At 61.5% G+C, this 17,843-nt stretch carries 15 protein-coding genes; 8 read left to right on the top strand and 7 right to left on the bottom strand.

Translation table 11 applies throughout. The annotated features are described in order from the left end of the window. Nucleotides 1-5 precede the first annotated feature (5 nt). The 7 genes from C1896_11800 (at nt 6) to C1896_11770 (ending at nt 8,989) form a co-directional block, all read left to right on the top strand. On the top strand, nt 6-905 hold the full coding sequence (locus C1896_11800) for an amino acid ABC transporter substrate-binding protein (GenBank protein ID AZZ45514.1): 900 nt from the start codon (nt 6-8) through the stop codon (nt 903-905). Nucleotides 906-1,174: 269 nt separating this feature from the next. Then, on the top strand, nt 1,175-1,264 hold the full coding sequence (gene kdpF, locus C1896_11795) for a K(+)-transporting ATPase subunit F (protein ID AZZ45513.1): 90 nt from the start codon (nt 1,175-1,177) through the stop codon (nt 1,262-1,264). Nucleotides 1,265-1,272: 8 nt separating this feature from the next. Continuing rightward, complete coding sequence (locus tag C1896_11790) at nt 1,273-2,970, top strand: potassium-transporting ATPase subunit KdpA (GenBank protein AZZ45512.1); 1,698 nt, start codon at nt 1,273-1,275, stop codon at nt 2,968-2,970. An 11-nt stretch (nt 2,971-2,981) separates the two neighbouring features. Next, nucleotides 2,982-5,033 carry a K(+)-transporting ATPase subunit B gene (kdpB, locus tag C1896_11785; GenBank protein ID AZZ45511.1) on the top strand — a complete coding sequence of 684 codons (2,052 nt, stop codon included), beginning with the start codon at nt 2,982-2,984 and terminating at the stop codon, nt 5,031-5,033. A 40-nt stretch (nt 5,034-5,073) separates the two neighbouring features. Next, complete coding sequence (locus C1896_11780; GenBank protein AZZ45510.1) at nt 5,074-5,640, top strand: potassium-transporting ATPase subunit C; 567 nt, start codon at nt 5,074-5,076, stop codon at nt 5,638-5,640. Between the two features lie 5 nt (nt 5,641-5,645). Then, complete coding sequence (locus C1896_11775) at nt 5,646-8,303, top strand: histidine kinase (protein ID AZZ45509.1); 2,658 nt, start codon at nt 5,646-5,648, stop codon at nt 8,301-8,303. Continuing rightward, entirely contained in the window at nt 8,300-8,989 is a 690-nt protein-coding gene (locus C1896_11770; GenBank protein AZZ45508.1) for a DNA-binding response regulator, read from the top strand. Before C1896_11775 ends, C1896_11770 begins: the two co-directional genes overlap by 4 nt. 65 nt (nt 8,990-9,054) lie before the next feature. Here C1896_11770 and C1896_11765 read toward each other — a convergent pair whose 3' ends face one another. Both C1896_11765 and C1896_11760 read right to left on the bottom strand, forming a co-directional pair. Then, nucleotides 9,055-10,254 (bottom strand): MFS transporter, encoded by a 1,200-nt coding sequence (locus tag C1896_11765; protein AZZ45507.1) that lies wholly within the window; start codon nt 10,252-10,254, stop codon nt 9,055-9,057. Between the two features lie 195 nt (nt 10,255-10,449). Continuing rightward, the gene (locus C1896_11760) at nt 10,450-11,685 is read right to left on the bottom strand and encodes a branched-chain amino acid ABC transporter substrate-binding protein (protein AZZ45506.1); all 1,236 of its coding nucleotides are present in this window, start codon (nt 11,683-11,685) and stop codon (nt 10,450-10,452) included. A gap of 284 nt (nt 11,686-11,969) precedes the next feature. Between C1896_11760 and C1896_11755 the strand changes: the two genes are divergently transcribed. Further along, on the top strand, nt 11,970-13,748 hold the full coding sequence (locus tag C1896_11755) for a PQQ-dependent dehydrogenase, methanol/ethanol family (GenBank protein AZZ45505.1): 1,779 nt from the start codon (nt 11,970-11,972) through the stop codon (nt 13,746-13,748). A gap of 139 nt (nt 13,749-13,887) precedes the next feature. Here the strand turns inward: C1896_11755 and C1896_11750 are convergent, their stop codons facing one another. From C1896_11750 to pqqD, 5 genes are all read right to left on the bottom strand, one after another. Further along, the gene (locus tag C1896_11750) at nt 13,888-14,733 is read right to left on the bottom strand and encodes a phosphoserine aminotransferase (protein AZZ45504.1); all 846 of its coding nucleotides are present in this window, start codon (nt 14,731-14,733) and stop codon (nt 13,888-13,890) included. Next, a complete protein-coding gene (locus C1896_11745; protein AZZ45503.1) occupies nt 14,726-15,826 on the bottom strand; it encodes a 3-phosphoserine/phosphohydroxythreonine transaminase in 1,101 nt (366 codons plus the stop codon). The genes C1896_11750 and C1896_11745 overlap by 8 nt, the downstream gene beginning before the upstream one ends. Further along, on the bottom strand, nt 15,807-16,310 hold the full coding sequence (locus C1896_11740; GenBank protein ID AZZ45502.1) for a hypothetical protein: 504 nt from the start codon (nt 16,308-16,310) through the stop codon (nt 15,807-15,809). Before C1896_11740 ends, C1896_11745 begins: the two co-directional genes overlap by 20 nt. An 84-nt stretch (nt 16,311-16,394) precedes the next feature. Beyond that, nucleotides 16,395-17,540: a pyrroloquinoline quinone biosynthesis protein PqqE gene (locus C1896_11735; protein AZZ45501.1), complete on the bottom strand. Its 1,146-nt coding sequence runs from the start codon at nt 17,538-17,540 to the stop codon at nt 16,395-16,397. Beyond that, nucleotides 17,509-17,802, bottom strand: coding sequence for a pyrroloquinoline quinone biosynthesis peptide chaperone PqqD (gene pqqD / locus C1896_11730; protein AZZ45500.1), 294 nt, complete (start codon nt 17,800-17,802; stop codon nt 17,509-17,511). Before pqqD ends, C1896_11735 begins: the two co-directional genes overlap by 32 nt. Nucleotides 17,803-17,843 lie beyond the last annotated feature (41 nt).

Below are 17,843 nucleotides of genomic sequence, written 5' to 3'. Positions count from 1 at the left end.
CTACGATGCGCCAGTTGCTTGCGGGGCTCTGCTTGTGGATGGCTTGCGCGCTGGTACAGGCGGAGGTGGTCACGGTGCGCGCGTTCGATGACATCATCGATTCGGGCGTGCTCAAGGTGGCGATGTACGAGAACTTTCCGCCCTACAGCTTCATGGCCGATGGCAAGCCGCGCGGGGTCGATTTCGAACTCGCGCAAAAACTGGCGTCGGAACTCGGGCTGAAGGTCGAGGTGTTGTGGGTAAGGCCTGACGAGACACTCGATGACGACCTGCGCAACTTCATCTGGAAAGGGCATTACCTGCGACCGAACGTATTGGCCGACGTGATGATGCGCGTGCCCTACGACCGCGAGTTTTCCTACAAGCAGAACGAGCTGGGCGAGCTGATCAACGAGCTGGTGGTCATGTTCGGCCCATACCAGCGCGAGCGCTGGCAGTCCGCCTACGATGATCGACGCCTCGAAGAGCTTTCCAGCGTGGCCGTGTTCCGTTACCACCCGGTCGGGGTGGAAGTGGAAAGCGTCCCCTCGTTCTATCTGTCATCGGTATTCAACGGCAGCATTGCCAAGATGCTGCATCACTACCCAACCGCGCAGGCCGCATTTGCCGCGATGCAGGCGGGCGAAGTAGACGCGACCATGGCCATGCGCGGTGAGATCGACTGGATGCTCAGCCAGGCCAACGACAGTCATCTCAAGGCCGCGCAGAACGCCTATCCCAACATGGGCAAACAGGTCTGGGAGCTCGGCATGGCCGTGCATGAATCCAACCGTCAGCTGGCTTACGCGCTGGAAGGCGAGTTGGAAGGCCTGATCAAGGCGGGCACTGTCAAAGCCATCTACGAAGGCTACGGCCTGCAGTATGAGCTGCCCGAGCTGTACCAGGTGCAGCTGGGCGAGAACTGACGCCCGACGGTCTAAATTGCCCTTTCGATTGGTATTGCCATCCTCATGATGGCGCTGTACAGGCTGCTTCAACCGGACGCCGCCAGGTGTTGGGTTGAAGCTGCGCTTAAGCACATCCGGCCAGGCCGATGTGCGTGCATGAGCACCAGCCGAGTCCTTAAAAAATACGCTTTCTTTACGCCGCTGCGCTGAAGGCGCAATCGAATCTTTACGCCCCTCGCTCTGAAACTCTCCGTACCGCACTGATGCGACCTACGGAGCTGATCCCCATGACATTTCTCGACGGGCTATCGCTGGCCTTGGCCATCGCCCTGTTCATCTACCTCCTGGTTGCGCTGTTGCGCGCCGAACGCAGCTAGGAGAGCCAATGAACACTCACGATTACTGGATGATCGCGGCCTTCTTTGCGCTGGTCCTGATACCTGCCCCCTGGTTGGGGCGCTACCTGTTTCGAGCCATGGAGGGTGAACGTACCTGGCTGACGCCTGTTCTCGGACCCATCGAGCGCATCTGCTACCGCACTGCAGGGATTGACGAGCACAGCGAGCAGGATTGGAAAAGCTACAGCCTGGCGTTATTGGCGCTGACTGCGGTGAGCCTGTTAGCGCTGTTTGCGATTCTGATGATGCAAGCCAGTCTTCCGCTCAACCCGCAAGCAGTGCCGGGCATGACGTGGGATCTTGCGCTCAATACCGCTGTGAGCTTCGTGACCAATACCAACTGGCAGGCCTACAGCGGCGAGGCCCAGCTCAGCTATTTCAGCCAGATGGTCGGCCTTGGCGTGCAGAACTTCGTCAGTCCGGCAGTGGGGCTGGCCGTGTTGGTGGTGCTTTGTCGCGCACTATCACGGCGATCAGCGAATGCAATCGGAAATTTCTGGGTCGATCTGACCCGAGCGGTTCTTTATTGCCTGTTGCCGTTCTGCGTTGTGCTCGCGCTGGTTCTGGTCTGGCAGGGGGTGCCGCAGAGTTTTGCGAGCTACGTTCAGGCCGTCACGCTGCAAGGCGGCGAGCAGACGATTCCTCTGGGGCCAGCGGCCAGCCAGATCGCAATCAAGCAACTGGGGACCAACGGCGGCGGTTTCTTCGGCGTCAACTCAGCGCATCCCTTCGAGAACCCGACCGCCTGGAGCAACCTGTTCGAGATGGTCTCGATCATCCTGATTCCCGCCGCGTTGGTCTTCATGTTCGGCCATTACGTGCGAGACCTGCGGCAGAGTCGGGCCATTCTTGCCTGCATGCTGACCGTGTTCGTCCTGGGCCTGGGTGTCACGCTGGCCGCCGAGCATCAACCGAATCCAATGCTGTCCAGCCTGGCGGTTGAGCAGGTCGGGTCGATGGAGGGCAAGGAGAGCCGACTCGGTATCGCGGCCTCGACGCTATGGGCGACAACAACGAGCGCGGCGTCCAATGGCTCGGTCAACGCAATGCATGACAGCTTCAGCGCGCTGGGCGGCATGGTGCCTCTGGTCAATATGATGCTGGGCGAAATCATCTTCGGCGGCGTCGGCGCCGGGCTGTACGGCATGCTGCTGTTTGTGCTGATCACGGTGTTCCTGGCTGGCCTGATGATTGGTCGCACGCCTGAATATCTGGGCAAGAAACTTGAAGCGCGCGAGGTTCGCCTGCTGGTCGCAACGCTGCTGGTGATGCCGGTGGGTGTGCTTGTGCTCACCGCTCTCGGCGTCAGTCTTTCAGGCCCTGCCGAGTCGATCACCAATCCGGGGCCGCACGGCCTCAGCCAAATCCTTTACGCCTATACCTCTGGCACCGGAAACAACGGCTCGGCCTTCGCCGGGTTTGGCGCGGCCACGCCTTACCACAACCTCATGATCGCGTTCGCCATGCTGTTGGGCCGCTTTGGTTTCATCCTGCCGGTGCTCGCCATTGCAGGTGGCCTCGCGGCCAAGAACCGTGCGCCGATCGATGCAAACAGTTTCCCCACCCACGGGCCCCTGTTCGTGATCCTGCTGACGCTGGTGATTCTGTTCGTCGGCGGGCTCACGTTTTTGCCTGCGCTGGCACTCGGGCCGGTCGCCGAACATTTCTTGCTACAGGGCTTCTGAGGAGCGTGATGATGAACGTCCATCAAACGGCACTCGAGGGTGCCGAGCAAACCACCGCCACGTCCTTCGCTTCGCTGGGCAAGCCTGCGCTGCGCCAGGCCTTCATCAAGCTTGATCCACGGACATTGGCACGTTCGCCGGTGATGCTGGTGGTAGAGCTCACCGCGGTGCTGACCAGCGTGCTGTGCCTGCTGCCCAACGCGGCGGTCAGCACGGGTGTCGCTGTGCAGATCGCACTCTGGTTGTGGTTCACGGTGCTCTTTGCCAACTTTGCCGAGGCGCTGGCTGAAGGCCGCGGCAAAGCCCGCGCGGATAGCCTGAAAGCGGGATCGCAGGGGCTGGAGGCGCATTTGCGCACGGAGACCGGCGCGTTCCGGAGCGTTGCCGCCGGCAGCTTGCGCCGCGGAGATGTGGTGAGAGTCGAGGCCGGTGAACTGATACCGGGCGATGGCGAAGTCATCGAGGGCATCGCCGCCGTCAACGAGGCAGCGATCACCGGTGAATCGGCCCCGGTGATCCGCGAATCGGGCGGCGACCGCTCGGCGGTCACCGGCAATACGCGCGTGGTCTCCGACTGGTTGCTGGTGCGTATCAGCAGCGATCCAGGCGAGTCCACACTGGACCGTATGATTGCGCTGGTGGAAGGCGCCAAACGACAGAAGACACCCAACGAGGTTGCGCTCGACGTTTTGCTGATCGGGCTCACGCTGATCTTTCTTGTCGTGGTTGCCACGCTGCAACCCTTTGCACGGTTCGCAGGCGGGGATCTCCCGCTGGTGTACCTGGTGGCGCTGCTGGTCACGCTCATTCCTACCACCATTGGTGGTCTGCTTTCTGCCATCGGGATCGCAGGCATGGACCGGCTGGTGCGGCTCAACGTGATCGCCAAGTCTGGACGGGCAGTGGAGGCCGCCGGCGATGTTCAGGTGTTGCTGCTAGACAAGACCGGCACCATCACCTTTGGCAATCGTCGTTGCACGGCCATGTTCAAGGCGCCAGGCGTTTCATCGACCGAGCTCTCATGGGCAGCGCTGCTCTCATCGCTGGCCGACGACACGGCAGAAGGCAAATCCATCGTTGAATACCTGCGCGGCCTTGACCCGGTAAAGGCGCCGGCTGGGCATGAAGTGGCCGGTATCCCGTTCACTGCCGAAACCCGTTTGTCGGGTGCGGATCATGAGGGTCACTGCTACCGCAAAGGCGCTGTCGATGCCGTGCTGGGTTATCTGGGGCTTGTGCGCGAGCAGATTCCAGCAGTGCTGGCGAGAGAGATTCAAACGATTGCACAGAGCGGGGGGACGCCCTTGCTGGTATGCGCGGATGACCGCGTGCTCGGCGCGATCCATCTCAAGGACGTAGTCAAGCCAGGCATCAAAGAGCGCTTTGCCCAGCTTCGCCAACTGGGTATACGGACCGTCATGGTCACCGGAGACAACCCCCTGACGGCGGCTGCAATCGCTGCCGAAGCGGGCGTTGATGACGTGATTGCCGAAGCGACGCCGGAAAAGAAGCTGCAGCGGATTCGCCAGGAACAGGCCGATGGCAAGATGGTTGCGATGTGCGGTGATGGAGCCAACGACGCGCCTGCGCTGGCTCAGGCGGACGTGGGCATGGCCATGAACGATGGCACCCAGGCAGCGCGCGAGGCTGCGAATCTCGTCGACCTCGACTCAGACCCGACCAAACTGCTGGATGTGGTGCAGGTGGGCAAGCAACTGCTGGTAACCCGAGGCGCACTGACCACGTTCTCGATTGCCAATGACGTGGCGAAGTACTTCGCCATCCTGCCGGCTCTTTTCATTGGCCTATACCCGCAACTTGCCGCGCTGAATGTGATGCAGCTTCACAGCGCATCGAGCGCGATCCTATCAGCCATTGTCTTCAACGCACTGATCATCATTGCCTTGATTCCGCTGGCGCTGCGGGGCGTCAACGTCAAGGCCGCCGACTCGGCCAGCCTGTTGCGGCGCAACTTGCTGGTCTATGGCCTGGGTGGGCTGGTCGCGCCCTTCATTGGGATCAAGCTGATCGACATGCTGCTGACCGCGGTAGGTCTGGTCTGAACTCTGCCGCGCCTGACGGCGCGGCTTTTGGAGAAAAAACATGTTCAAACACATCCGTCCGGCGCTTGCAGCGCTGATCCTGATGACGCTGATAACCGGCGTGCTCTATCCACTGTCTGTTACGGCCTTGGCGCAGTTGGCGTTCGCCGAGCAGGCCAACGGAAGCTTGGTGCGCGACCGGGAGGGGCAGGTGAGAGGCAGTGCGTTGCTGGCCCAGCCTTTCGAAGGGCCAGAATGGTTTCACCCACGTCCGTCTGCCGCCAACTATGCAACTGTTGCCAGCGGCGCGAGTAATCTGGCTCCCAGCAACCCGCAGTTGGCCGATCAGGCCCGCGAGCGCGTCAGCGAGTGGAACGGAACGGCACAACAGCCCGTGCCGATGGAGTTGGTTACGACGTCTGCTAGCGGCCTGGACCCGCACCTCAGCTTGGCCGCCGCGAAGTTTCAGGCTGTCCGTGTCGCTGCCGCTCGAGGGATCTCTGAGCAAGCGCTGGATCGCCTGATCCTGGCGCAGCTGACGACGCCCCTTGTAGGCCCCGCCATCGTCAACGTGCTGGCTCTGAACCTCGCCCTGGCGGACAATCCGCAGCCTGATTCCGGCGAGTGAAATCAATGAGCGACGCTCAACGTGCCGATGCCCTGCTTGATGACGCGCCCCGCGAAGGTCGCGGGCGACTCAAGGTATTCCTCGGCGCGGCACCTGGCGTAGGCAAGACCTACGCGATGCTTCAGGCCGCACAGCGCCAGCGACAGCTAGGGCGCGATGTGCGGGTAGGGGTGGTCGAGACCCACGGTCGGGCGGAAACCGAGGCGATGCGGGTCGGATTGGCGGAACAGCCGATGCGCCGCAGCGAGTATCGAGGCGTGACGCTGTTCGAAATGGACCTAGACGGCCTGCTGCAAGAGCAGCCAAGTCTTGCGCTGGTCGATGAGCTGGCGCACAGCAACGCGCCCGGCAGCCGGCATGCCAAACGCTGGCAGGATGTCCTTGAGCTGCTCGAAGCGGGTATCGATGTCTACACCACCGTCAACGTTCAGCACCTCGAGAGTCTCAACGACCAGGTGCGCGGTATAACCGGTGTGCAGGTCAGGGAAACGGTCCCGGACTGGGTGCTTCATCAAGCCGATGACATTCTGCTGATCGATCTGCCTCCGCGTGAGCTGTTGGAGCGCCTTCGTGAGGGTAAGGTTTACGTGCCGGAGCAGGCACGTGCCGCGATCGATGCCTTCTTCACTCAAACCAACCTGACCGCGCTCCGCGAATTGGCGATGCAGACCGCAGCGGCGCGAGTGGATGCAGACTTGTATCGACGCCACCGGTTGCAGGGGCAAACCGCTCCGGCAGTCCGTGGCCGCTTGCTGGTAGGGATCGATGGTGATGACTATGCGGAAGGGCTGGTCAGGCATGCAGCCCGGGTCGCTGAGCGCCGGCATCTCCCATGGTCAGTCGTGCATGTCGACACCGGCGCGAGTCGAGGCGAGATTCAGCTGGGTTATCTCCAGTCCGCCCAGCAACTCGCCGAGCGTCTTGGTGGAGAGGTTGTGGAGCTGCGTGACGAGCGGGTCGCTCGAACGCTCATCGAACATGCTGTTGAGCGACGCGCCACCCTCGTGTTGGTAGGCAGCGGCGGCCGAATGCGTCGGGGTTGGACGTTCTCGGTGCGCCGATCGGTAGCTGAGCAACTGATCAAGGGTGGGCGCGGACTGGAGATCAGTGTGCTTGGTCAAGAGCTTGCACTGGCGGCAGCACCCGTGAGAACCACCGCCACTCTGGATTGGCGTCAGTATTTGCTTGCTGCGCTGGCGACCTTGACCGCCACAGGCGTGGCATTGATGTTGTCCCGCTATCTGGCGTTGCCTAACATTTCGCTGGTATTCCTCGCGGCCGTGCTGGTGGTTGCCGTGCGCAGCAGTCTGGGGCCGGCACTGGCATGTGCGGGGCTGTCATTTCTTCTTTACGATTTTCTGTTCATTCCGCCGACGTTCACGTTCATCGTCGCGCGTCAGGAGGACGTCCTGACGCTCCTGTTTTTCCTGTTGATGGCGGTGCTCGCGGGCAATCTTGCCAGCCGCCAACGGCGACAGCTTCAGGCGTTGCGTCAGACTCAGGCGGAGACCACCGCTTTGCTCGATCTCTCGCGACAGTTGAGTGCTGCCACCGATGTTCAGGCCGTAGGCGCGGCCGCTGTTCGCCAGTTGCAACTGGTGGCGAAGCTGGAAGCCGTCATCGCGACGCGCGGCAAGCAGGGCAAATGGATCTTCATCGGATCTGAGCCGCTGCTGGCCGAGCAGGAGCGGGGGGCTGCTGAATGGGCGTTCAAGCATGGTCAGCCAGCGGGGAAGGGAACGGATACCTTGCCGAGTGGGCAATGGTGGTGGTTGCCCTTGAGTGGCGACGGTCAGCCGCTGGGCTTGCTTGGCATTCGCCAGCTGGGCGCAGACCAGGCAGGGCTACAGAAACGTCGCCTGATCGCTGCGCTCGCTCAACCCTTGGCGCAAGCACTGGGGCGCGCCACGCTGGCCCAGGAGTTGGAGGCGGCCCGACTGCACGGGCAGACCGAGGAGCTGCGCAGCGCGTTACTTGCATCCGTGTCCCACGATCTGCGCACGCCGCTTACAGCCATGCGTGGCTCTATCGACAGCCTGGCGAGCCTGGGGCACAGCATGAGCGAGGCGGATCGGCAGGAGCTGCTTGAGGCGACGCGTGACGAAGCCGAGCGCCTTGACCGCTACATTCAAAATTTATTGGACATGACACGCCTCGGTCACGGCGGCCTGAAGCTGATCCGTGACTGGACGACACCTGCCGACATCGTTGCCAGTGCGCTGCAACGCCTGCACCGTGTGCTGGCAGAGCTGCGGCATGAGGTGCTGGTACCCGATGATCTGCCGCTTTTGTACGTCCACCCTGCATTGGTCGAGCAGGCGCTGGTCAATGTACTGGAGAACGCGGCCCGTTTTTCTCCACCTCAAGGCAGGCTGCAGATTGCTGTCGCGACAGGAGCCAGCACCCTGCGTTTCATCGTCAGCGATGAGGGCCCAGGCGTGCCCGAGGCCGAACGTGAACGTATTTTCGACATGTTCTATACGGCAGCGCGCGGTGATCGGGGCGGGCCGGGCACCGGGCTCGGCCTCGCCATCTGCCAGGGCATGATCGGCGCGCATGGGGGACGGGTGTTCGTTGGAGACGGGCTCGGCGGACGAGGCGCGAGCGTCACCCTGGAGCTTCCGCTACAGCCTCAGCCTGAGATGGAAAAGGACCTCACGTGAGTCAGCAAACCAGCATATTGATCATCGACGACGAGCCGCAGATCAGGAAATTCCTTCGCATCAGCCTCGGCTCGCAGGGCTATCGCGTGAGCGAGAGTGGAGACGGTCAGGACGGTCTGGCCTCGGCAGCCTTGAACAAACCTGACCTGGTCGTGCTCGATCTAGGCCTCCCGGACATGGACGGTCAGACTGTGCTGCGCGAATTGCGCGAATGGAGTCAGGTGCCGGTGATCGTACTGTCGGTACGGTCGAGCGAGGCCGAGAAGGTCATGGCGCTTGATGGCGGAGCGAATGACTACGTGACCAAACCATTCAGCATCCAGGAGTTCCTCGCCCGGGTCCGTGCACTGCTGCGTCAGAACCAAGGCGCGTCGAGCGGGCCGGCGCAGGCGATGTCTGGTCCTCTATGCATCGACTTCGCGTACCGACGGGTTAGCGTGGACGGGCAGGAGGTCAGCCTGACACGCAAGGAGTATGCAGTACTGGCTGAGCTTGCCCAGCACACAGGCCGGGTCGTCACGCAGCAGCAGCTGCTCAAAGACATATGGGGCCCCAGCCACAGCGGCGATACCCATTACCTGCGCGTGGTCGTCGGGCATCTGCGGCGCAAGCTCGGGGATGACCCGTCCGCGCCGAGGTTCATCATTACCGAGGCGGGAGTGGGCTACCGCTTGGTCGCGGACTAGTCGTTCCGGGGTACATCTGAGGCTCGTTGGCCTGGGTGTCGGTTCGCAGCGCGATTCTCTATCGGTCAGGCTGGCTGCATCCGCGGATGCCGGAAAAACCAAAACGCCAATGGCGTGGCGAGTGCGATGACTACCCAGCCGAGCAAGCTGATTGCGACAGGCAGGCCATAGTGATCGGCGACCCAGCCGACGCCGAGCAACGGCACGATGCTGCCAACGTAGCCGCACACCAGGTAGGTTGAAATCAGGCCCGAACGCTCGGCGGGGCTCGCGATGCGGTTGACCATGCTGATGCCGGCCAACAGACACATGCCATGTCCCGCCGCTGCAGCGCAGACGCCGATGATGAACACCAGCGAAGAGCCAGCGGTAAAGTTGAGTACAAGCATCGCGTTGCTCAACACAACCGACAGCAGGCCGAGCAAGCCGCACCAGCGCAGACTCATCCGGGCACAGGCCAACTGCATCATGGCCGAAGCCAGCAGAATGACCCCGATGGACGTGCCGCTCACTACCGGTCCATGCCAGGGCAGCATTTTCTCCAGGAACAGCGGTGCCATCGACGCGTAGATGCCGAACACGCCAAACGCAAAAAACGGACAGGCACACGTCAGCATGAACGCCAGCGAATCAGGGCGGGTGGCCCAGGTCAGCCGCGGGATGAACGTACGCAAACCGAGCGGTGCAGCTGCGCTGAGTTCGGGATGCGGTTTGAGCTGCACGCGCAGCAAGGCATATACCCCCAGCACGCCGAGGATCAGGGTGGGCACGTAAGTGGCCGTCAGCGGAAACGGCAGCCACTGGCCAATGACGCCTCCGGTCAGCGGGCCGAGGCCGAAGCCAAAGGCGAGCAGAAAGCTGGTGATCATCGATATCCGCTGGGATGCTCCGTCCCGGGAAATCTGTACCAGGCCGACCGACGCGCTGGTCACGATCAGGCTGGAAGAGAGGCCAACTGCAAAACGACCGATGTTGAGGCTAGGCAGGTTCCACGCCAGCATCGTCACCAGGGTCCCGGCCCAGCCAAGCAGCAAGCCGGTGAGCATCACTTTGCGAAAGCCCAGGGTGTCTGACAGGCGGCCCATGAACAACAGCCCGAACAGCGCGCCCGCCATGTAGACGACATAGATCATTGAGATGTCGCTGGTACGAAGCTGCCACGCTTGTTGATAGAGCGGATACAACGGGGAAATGAGCGCCGTACCCATGACACCGACGCACATGGCGAAGCACACCCACGGAAACGGGGACCACGTTTGTTTCATTGAAAGAACCCAGCTTGACGAAAGAATGGCGTTATCCGTATTGCCTAGCGTGGCGGGATGACGCCCTGGTCATTAGGTGCCTACTGTATCGGCTCGGCGTGATCTCCGCGCAGCCATTCGTTCCGTGATTAGCAACCCATTGGGTCAGGCTCGCCGACCCGCAGCCCTCTTGCGACAGACGGTACGGTGCTATTGCTAGCGCAAGCTCAGCTCGTCACCGCGTTCCTCCTGCCACTCGTCAAGGCTCGGGGCCGCCGCTTCGCCGTCCATGCGATGGATGATGTTGAAGTAATCCTGCTTGAACCTGTCCTGCATGATTTCGCTACGCGAGCGGACCCGTACCGCATAGATGCTCTGTACATTCTGATGGTCGAAGCTGCGCCAGTACTGTTCGTCCTTGAGCAGGCTGTAGCGGTGATCTTCCAGCGCCTTGATGATCTTTTCGCTGTGCAGACTGCCCGCGCGCTGAGCGGCTGCGGCCCATTGCTGAACGATGGCGTAGGCCGAGGCGGCAGTACTGTCCGGGTAGCGCTGATGCTGAGCGATATAGGCATCGACGAATGCTTGGCCCTGTTCGCTTTTAACCAGCGCAGGAACGCGCCAGGTCCAGGCTGCCGTGCCAATGACATGCTCCATTACCTGCGGGCCGGCCTGCTCGACGATGCTGCCGGTCAGGTTGGGCACGATAATCTGCATCCGCTGGTCGAGCTTGAGGTCATGCGCCAGACGCATGGTCTGCACCAGATCCTGGCCGAGCAAGACGATGACCAATACATCCGCGTCGCTGGAGGCGGCTTTTTTCAGCGCTGCGAGGTACTCCTCATGGTGCGCACCCCTGGCGCTGATCCGCGAGAATCCATGGCGTGCTCGGTCACGGCTGCGGGTGGCTTCGCGCAGTGCCTGCTCCATGCTGTGGCCCCAGTTGTCGTCGAGGCTGACGTAGTGGTAGCGGCGGTTCGGCAGGTGCCAGCTGAGGTACTCGCCAAGCACGCGCGCACTCATCCAGGCACTGTTGGTTTCACGAAACAGGTAACGCTGGCCGTCGTGTCCGGTGATTGCGTTGGCGTAACCCAGCGTGGGGAAGAACAGCAGGCCCAGCTCGCGGGCGCGCTGGCCGGCGGCTATGGCCTCTTCGCTGGTAGCGCCGCCGAATGCCATCGCGGCGCCCTCGGCCGCGAATTTTTCGATGTTGGCTCGCGCCTTCTCTTCGCGGGCGGCCGTGTTGCGGCTGATCAGCTCGAGCGGCCGGCCCAGTACGCCGCCCTGTCGATTGAGGGTCTCGATAGCGAGCAAGGCGCCGCGGCGAAGCTCCAGACCTTCGCTTTTGTAGTTACCGGTGCTTGGGTAATTCAAGCCCAGCCGAATCGGCTGGGCGGCGTTGGCAGTGGCGGCCAATACCAACAGGAAGCTGCAGATCATCAGGCGGCGCATGGCTCGTGTCCTTGTGAGCGGAGGGGCGTACGTTGTAAGGCTCGAGCATTGCGCTAGGAATTGTCTTTTCGGGCACACCGGCTTCAACTTCGGTGCCGGTGCGGTAGCCCGGTTTGGCCATCATGGCGCAAGGATGACGGGCCCTTCGTGGAGTATTGCTACCAAGGGAGGAGGAAAATCGGTACTGCGTGTAATTGTTACAGGAGCGGCTAGATCTAAGAATCGCTACTAGACCGGGAAAAGTTCCCGGCGACGATAACAATGAACCCGTAGAGGTAGCCGCAATGAAGCACACCGGTCTTCGCAAGCCCTTCGCCCTGACAGCGCTTTGCGCCGCCATGGCCGTGTCCAGCGTGTCGGCATGGGCAGTCACCGATCAGGAAATCCTCGATGACGCCAAGTCCACCGATCAGATCGTTACTAACGGCCTGGGGCTGCAAGGCCAGCGCTACAGCACACTCGATGCACTGAACACTGAGAACGTCAGCCAGCTGCGCCCGGTTTGGGGTTTTTCCCTGGGGGGTGAAAAACAACGTGGCCAGGAAGCGCAGCCGCTGATTAAAGATGGTGTGATGTACGTCACCGGCTCCTACTCGCGCGTATTTGCGATCGACGCCCGTACCGGCAAGGAACTGTGGCAGTACGACGCCCGCCTGCCGGACGGCATCATGCCTTGCTGTGACGTGATCAACCGTGGCGTGGCGCTGTATGACGACCTGGTGATCTTCGGCACGTTGGATGCCAAGCTGGTCGCGCTGAACAAGGACACCGGCAAGGTCGTCTGGAAAAAGACCGTCGCTGACTACAAGGCTGGCTACTCGATTTCTGCCGCGCCGATGGTGGTAAAAGGCAAGTTGATCACTGGCCTGGCCGGCGGTGAGTTCGGCGTAGTCGGCATGATCCAGGCGTTCGACCCCAAGAATGGTGAGTTGCTGTGGTCCCGTCCGACCGTCGAAGGTCACATGGGCTACGTGATGAAGGATGGCAAAAAGGTCGATAACGGCATCTCTGGCGGCGAAGCCGGTAAAACCTGGCCGGGCGATCTTTGGAAGACCGGCGGTGCAGCGCCTTGGCTGGGTGGCTACTACGACGCAGACACCGATTCGCTGCTGTTCGGTACCGGCAACCCCTCACCGTGGAACTCGCACCTGCGCCCAGGCGACAACCTGTATTCGTCTTCGCGTTTGGCGCTGGACCCGGACGACGGCTCGATCAAGTGGCACTTCCAGTCTACGCCGCATGACGGCTGGGACTATGACGGTGTCAACGAACTGATCTCCTTCGACTACCAGGATGGTGGTAAGACCATCAAGGCCGCTGGTACCGCGGACCGTAACGGCTTCTTCTACGTGCTCGATCGGACCAACGGCAAATTCATTCGCGGCTTCCCGTTCGTGGACAAGATCACCTGGGCCAAGGGTTTGGATAAGGATGGACGTCCGATCTATGACGACGCCAACCGTCCTGGCGCACCAGGCGATGCGGACAAGGGCAAGTCCGTGACTGTTGCGCCGTCTTTCCTCGGCGGTAAGAACTGGATGCCAATGGCGTACAGCCAGGACACCGGACTGTTCTACGTGCCGTCTAACGAATGGGCCATGGACATCTGGAACGAAGGCGTCGCCTACAAGAAAGGCGCGGCTTACCTGGGCGCTGGCTTCACTATCCACCCGCTGAACGAGGAATACATTGGCGTGCTTCGCGCCATTGACCCGAAAACCGGCAAGGAAGTCTGGCGTTACAAGAACTACGCGCCACTGTGGGGCGGCGTTCTGGCAACCAAGGGCAACCTGGTGTTCACCGGTAACCCGGAAGGCTTCCTGATGGCGTTCAACGCCAAGACGGGTGAGAAGGTCTACGAGTTCAACACCGGCTCCGGCGTGATCGGTTCTCCGGTTACCTGGGAAATGGATGGCGAACAGTACGTATCGGTCCTTTCTGGCTGGGGCGGTGCAGTTCCACTGTGGGGTGGCGAGGTTGCCAAGCGCATCAAAGACTTCAACCAGGGCGGCATGGTCTGGACCTTCAAACTGCCGAAGGAGCAGGTAGTCGCCAAGCGCTGATTAAGCACCAAGAAAACGAGGCCGGCTTATGTCGGCCTTTTTTTATGGGAAATTTACGGGTATTGGGCGGCAGCGTTGATCCTCGAACAGCCAACTTTGCGGATGGCCAAGCTCCTGTGCGGCTTTGCTTAGCCCGGACTCATCCGCATAGCCGCCGAGCAAGCCATGGCCCCTGACGCATCAGGGCTCCATGCACCTGGATAAGCTGGGCCCCTGCGTCGAGGCGCGCCTGGAGGTGGCCTGCGGTCTGTACTCCTCCGACCGAGATCAACGCCAGATCGGTGCCGCACAGTCGGTGCAACTGTTCGATCTGCATGCAGGCTTGCATCTGTTGACGGTCATCCTGCCAGGCGCGGTAACGCTGCCGTGTCGCTGGCGGCCCTGGGTCATGCGCAGCGATCAAGCCGTCGAAACCCAACTCCAGCAGCACTTCGGTTAGGTACTCAGGCACCTGTTCCGGCAGGCAACGCAACTTTGCGAGCAGGGGCACACTGCGATTTCCCGCTGTGTTCAGCGCGTGTTGCTGATGTCGCAACAGCGAGAGCAGTCGGTGCAACCGATCAGGGTCTTGGACCAGCCGGACGCTGGCAGGGCCGATCAGATTGAGCACCAGATAGTCCGCGAGCGGCCAGGCAGTCTGTAGCAGGGCGCAGGTCTCAGTCCAAGATTGGCTGGCGTCCAGAGTCAGGTTCAGGCCTAGACGTGCTTGACCATGCTTTACAGGCGACAGCCTGGCGAGACCATCTGCCGTCAGGCTGCCCACTTCATTGAAACCAAAGCCCAGCAACGCCGCGCGGCGACCGAGCCTGCTGTAACGGTCGAATCCTGCGGCGATACCTAACGGCGAGGGGAACGGCAGGCCCATTACCGTGACCGGTTGATTGGCTTGATAAGTCGAGAAGTGACATGCCAAGCAGCAAAGGTCCATCGCGAGCCTTTGCGCCAGACGGCTGCTGATTGTCCGGACACTGTTCGGCTTAGCCATGACGGCTCTCGAAATCACGCATGAAGGCGACCAGTCGATCCACTCCCGCCAGAGGCATGGCGTTGTAAAGACTGGCGCGGACGCCGCCAACATGGCTGTGCCCCTGCAGATAAAACAGGCCGTTGCGCTCTGCATCGGCAAGAAAGGGCTGGAGCAATCGCGCATCTGCCAGTTCAAAGCAGACATTGACGCTCGAGCGATCCGCGGCCTGTTGGCGGCAGCGGTAGAAGCTTCCAGCCTCAATGCAGCGGTATAACCGCTGACTCTTTTCGCGCGCATGTGCTGCCATTACGGCGAGTCCGCCCTGATCCTCGATCCAGCGCAGCATCAACGCAGCGACATACAGGGCGAAGGTCGGTGGCGTGTTGAAGCGGCTCTGTTGCTCGGCCTGTACCTTGTAGCTGAATACCGCTGGGAGGCCACGCTGCGGTGATCGCAAAAGATCCTCGCGCACGATCAGTAGACAGAGCCCGGCGATGCCGAAGTTCTTCTGAGCGCTGGCGTAGATCAGGCCGAAGCGCTCTACCGGAATGGGCCGGGTAAGAAAGTCCGACGTCATGTCAGCCACCAGCGGCACCGGCACTTCTGGAAATTCGCGTAGCTGAAGCCCGTTTCCAGTTTCGTTGCTAGTGATGTGGCAATAACCGGCGTGAGGATCGAGCTGCCAGTATTCCCGCTTCGGCAGGGCGCTGAAGCCATCTGCCGCACCGCTGGCGATGACATTGACCGGGGAATGTCGACGCGCCTCGACAATCGCTTTGCGCCCCCAGTGGCCACTCTCGAGATAGTCGGCGCTCTGCCCGGGCTGCAGCAGGTTGAGCGGCACCAGGCCGAACTGCGCCGAGGCGCCACCTTGAACAAAGAGCACCCGATAGTTGTGAGGAACCGACAGCAGCTTGCGTAAGTTCTGTTCGGTTTCGGCCATCAGCTGCTTGAACGCGGGGCTGGTGAACGGTTGTTCAAGTAAGGAGAAGCCGCTGTGGTTCCAGTCCGGCAATTCATTCTGAATCTGCGTTAGCACTGCACTCGGCAGCATTGCCGGGCCGGCGGCAAAACTGTAGCGCTCGGTCGGCTCAGAAGAGATGCAGGCCATGACCACCACTCGCCATGAGGAACAGCAGGGGAAAGGACAGGATCGTGTTGCTGCGGGACGAGAGGAAGGTTATCCGCGAGCAGCGCACACGCTCTTCGAGAGTCGCCGGGATGAAGCCGAGCAGCTTCTTCTGATGCGGCCAGAGCACCAGCCAGAGGTTGAGCAACATCAGCGTGCCAATCCAGGCGCCCAGGCCGATCACCGCCAGCGGACCCTGCAGCAGCAGCGCATCGACCAGCCAGCCGCGTTGCCAGAGCATGAACATGCCGGACACCCAGACCACCACGGAGGCATAGCGGAATATGCCGTGCTCACGTTTCATCCGCGCTTCCAGATCGTGGTTCAACGTGGCGGTGTCGATGCCGTTCTGCAGTGGCACGAAGCGTGGGTTCTGGATGAAGTTGGCATAGTTGTGGCCGACCCAGACCAACGCGAACAGCAGGTGCGCGTAGCGGGCCAGCAGATCGAGGATCAGCATCTGCATGCTCAGTTCACCAGCCAGAAACGCAGCAGCAAGTAGCAACCGAGCGTGAGTGCGAGGCCGGCGCTGACAGTGCCGCTGAACGAATCATGGGGCAGTTTCAAGTTCCACCCCCTGACTGGCCTGTCGGGCGATCAGCGTGCCTTGCGGGCGCGTGGCATCCTGCGCCAATTCAACGGCCTGGCGAATCAGCTGGTGATGTGGGGATTTACTGCAGGCCGGATCGGTGTTGGCGCCGTTGCCGGTCAGCAGCAGCGCCTGGCAGCGGCACCCGCCGAAATCCTTTTCCTTATCGTCACAGCTGCGGCAGGGTTCTGGCATCCAGGTGTCGCCACGGTAGAGGTTGAACACCGGCGAGTCGTGCCAGATCTGCTCCAGTCGTTGCTGCCGCACGTTGGGGAAGGCGAGGTCTTTGAAGGTGCTGGCCTGGGAGCAGGGCAGCACGTTGCCGTTTGGCGCGATGGTGACGTGAATCGCGCCCCAGCCGTTCATGCACGCCTTGGGACGACCTTCGTAATAGTCGGGGATGACGAAGAAGATGGTCAGGCGATCACCGAACCGCTCGCGTGCCTTGCGCACCTCATCTTCGGCTTTCTGCAGTTCGGCATGGGTCGGCATCAGCGCGTCGCGGTTGAGCAGCGCCCAGTTGTAGTACTGCACGTTCGCCAGCTCGAGGTACTCGACTCCCAGTTCGACGGCGAACTCGATGATGTCCGGCACCTGAGCGATGTTCTGCCGGGTGATCGGTACGTTGAGCACCATGGGGAAGTCCATTGACTTGATCAGCCGCGCCATGCGCAGTTTGCGCTCCCAGGCGTCGACACCGGCCAGTTCACGCGCCACGTCACGGTCGGTGGACTGAAAACCGAGCTGGATGTGGCGCAACCCGGCATCCTTCAGGACGCGCAGGCGCGCCTCGGTCAGGCCGATGCCGGAAGTGATCAGGTTGGTGTAGTAGCCCATGCGGTCAGCCTCGGCGACCAGCGTTTCGAGGTCCTTGCGCAGCGTGGGCTCGCCGCCCGAGAAGCCGATCTGCATCGCACCCATGGCGCGGGCCTGGGCCATTACATCGATCCACTCGGTGGTGCTCAGCTCGTCTTGGCGGTAATCGGCGAAGTTGCGTGGATTGCTGCAGAACACGCATTGCAGCGGGCACTGATAGGTCAGCTCGAGCAGCAGCCAGACGGGGTTGCCGTTGCCATCAAGCCTTAGCGCGGATCCAGCCTTTGCCATGAGATACCTCCAGGAAATTCAGGACACCGTTACGGATCGCGTCGATATCGGATGCGTTGTAGCTTTGGGCCAATTGCTCGATTAGCTCAACGACACGGGTCTTGCCGTCGCAGCGCTTCAATATCTCTCCACCGGTGGCGTTCAGCTTGACGATGCCCTCGGGATAGAGCAGTACGTGCGCTTGCTGCGATTCTTCCCAGCGAAACAGAAAGGGCGAGCGAATCTCATAGCAGCTCAGCGGCGAAATACTTGTTGCGGTCATGTCCATTTCCTCGCTCGACCGGCGTGAAGGCGGTTGCGAAC

It is taken from the genome of Pseudomonadaceae bacterium SI-3 (assembly GCA_004010935.1).
Lineage (GTDB): Bacteria > Pseudomonadota > Gammaproteobacteria > Pseudomonadales > Pseudomonadaceae > Stutzerimonas.
Note: the sequence above shows the minus strand (reverse complement) of the source record. Positions and strands in the feature narration are given on the sequence as shown.

Bases quoted from the DNA above. Each gene is read 5' to 3' on its own strand.
- C1896_11750 (AZZ45504.1), bottom strand. From the start codon at position 14,733: ATGGCTAAGCCGAACAGTGTCCGGACAATCAGCAGCCGTCTGGCGCAA.
- C1896_11800 (AZZ45514.1), top strand. From the start codon at position 6: ATGCGCCAGTTGCTTGCGGGGCTCTGCTTGTGGATGGCTTGCGCGCTG.
- kdpB (AZZ45511.1), top strand. From the start codon at position 2,982: ATGAACGTCCATCAAACGGCACTCGAGGGTGCCGAGCAAACCACCGCC.
- C1896_11760 (AZZ45506.1), bottom strand. From the start codon at position 11,685: ATGCGCCGCCTGATGATCTGCAGCTTCCTGTTGGTATTGGCCGCCACT.
- C1896_11790 (AZZ45512.1), top strand. From the start codon at position 1,273: ATGAACACTCACGATTACTGGATGATCGCGGCCTTCTTTGCGCTGGTC.
- C1896_11780 (AZZ45510.1), top strand. From the start codon at position 5,074: ATGTTCAAACACATCCGTCCGGCGCTTGCAGCGCTGATCCTGATGACG.
- C1896_11755 (AZZ45505.1), top strand. From the start codon at position 11,970: ATGAAGCACACCGGTCTTCGCAAGCCCTTCGCCCTGACAGCGCTTTGC.
- C1896_11775 (AZZ45509.1), top strand. From the start codon at position 5,646: ATGAGCGACGCTCAACGTGCCGATGCCCTGCTTGATGACGCGCCCCGC.
- C1896_11740 (AZZ45502.1), bottom strand. From the start codon at position 16,310: ATGCAGATGCTGATCCTCGATCTGCTGGCCCGCTACGCGCACCTGCTG.
- C1896_11765 (AZZ45507.1), bottom strand. From the start codon at position 10,254: ATGAAACAAACGTGGTCCCCGTTTCCGTGGGTGTGCTTCGCCATGTGC.
- kdpF (AZZ45513.1), top strand. From the start codon at position 1,175: ATGACATTTCTCGACGGGCTATCGCTGGCCTTGGCCATCGCCCTGTTC.
- pqqD (AZZ45500.1), bottom strand. From the start codon at position 17,802: ATGACCGCAACAAGTATTTCGCCGCTGAGCTGCTATGAGATTCGCTCG.
- C1896_11745 (AZZ45503.1), bottom strand. From the start codon at position 15,826: ATGGCCTGCATCTCTTCTGAGCCGACCGAGCGCTACAGTTTTGCCGCC.
- C1896_11735 (AZZ45501.1), bottom strand. From the start codon at position 17,540: ATGGCAAAGGCTGGATCCGCGCTAAGGCTTGATGGCAACGGCAACCCC.